Origin of the sequence: Staphylococcus sp. HMSC069D12 (assembly GCF_001810405.1) — a bacterium.
Classification (GTDB): Bacteria; Bacillota; Bacilli; order Staphylococcales; family Staphylococcaceae; genus Staphylococcus; species Staphylococcus haemolyticus.
The window spans coordinates 1-1,201 of sequence record NZ_KV801120.1 but is presented as its reverse complement, the minus strand read 5'-3'; the positions used below and the strand labels follow the sequence as shown (position 1 = coordinate 1,201).

Annotated in this window: 2 protein-coding genes; both read right to left on the bottom strand. The window is 30.9% G+C overall.

The genetic code is table 11. From position 1 onward, the window contains the following. Window positions 1–71: 71 nt before the first annotated feature. Entirely contained in the window at window positions 72–659 is a 588-nt protein-coding gene (locus tag HMPREF2737_RS09695) for a BAR domain-containing protein (protein WP_037551737.1), read from the bottom strand. A gap of 14 nt (window positions 660–673) precedes the next feature. Continuing rightward, on the bottom strand, window positions 674–1,201 hold a 528-nt coding region (locus HMPREF2737_RS11905; RefSeq protein ID WP_070650061.1), incomplete at its 5' end, for a hypothetical protein.

Sequence of the window (1,201 nt, the reverse complement as noted above, 5' to 3'; positions counted from 1 at the left end):
TTCTTCTGCCGACAATGTTGTTTCTGTTAAAAGATAATTGCTAACCTTATCTAAATTGTATTTTCTAGCCATTATTTAGCACCTCTTAATTGCATTTTATTTCTTATATCAATGAATGGTAGTTCGTCTCCACTCACATAATTGGAATATTTATTAGGACTGAAATGATTTTTGATTTCTGCTCTTACTTCTTTATCTTTCTCAAAGTTTTCTTTGTCATAAGGCCCGACGAATCTGTAAAACTCATATTCGTATTCGTCATTTAATGCTGCGATTTCATCTACCACTTTGTTATATTCCTCAACGATTGGCTCAAATTTTGCTAATATACGTTCTTTGTCCTTTTTGTACAAATGAGGTAAATCTGCTTGATGTTTAATAAGTTCAATCGCCTTTTTACGTCTAGCCTCGTCAAATACTTCTTTTTTAGTCGATAAGCGTTTCTCTAAGGCTTTCAGTTTCTTCTCATTGCTATCAAATGTAGTATAGAGTGCGTCAGCCTCGTCATCTTGTGAGTTAGCAATTAATTCTTTATATTTTGCTTTATCTTCTTCAATTCGTTGCGATAACTCTTGACGCTCATTTTCAATTTTATTGATATTCTCTCTTTGACCTGTGACATATTCGTTGTATTCATCAAAATATTTTGCAGTTTTCAATTAAGTCCCTCGTTTCAATTAGTATTTAAGCCTATTTCTCTTATGTAGTTATATGGCTTTTTAATCTCTTTTTGTGGTAATCGTTTCGGTATAGTTTGCAGCAATATTAAGACTTTCTCAAAGTCGATATTTTTTTCATTTCTGTTATAAATAAATTCTTTAAATGATTTCTTATCTAGATCATTCAACTTTGCTTCAAACTCATCATTATTCATATTCTTTTCAGTAGCACCATCTTCTTTTTCCCTGAGTGCTTTCTCTTGGTTAAGCGTCAACTTATGAGGATAAGTCTTTAATTTTTGATGCTTGTCATTTAGATATGAATAATTGTTTTCTATACCTTTATTACGCTCATTTCTATTTGTTTGAATATATTTGTATAGTTCAATCTTAAAACGCTCTATCACATTCATATGAGCCTCTGAGTGTGTATTAACATAGTTTTTTATATACTTTTGTTCTTTAGTAGAGAAACGCCCTAGAACAGTATAAAAGGCGTTTAAATCTCTTTGACTTTTCCTTTTATACCGTTCTAATTTCTG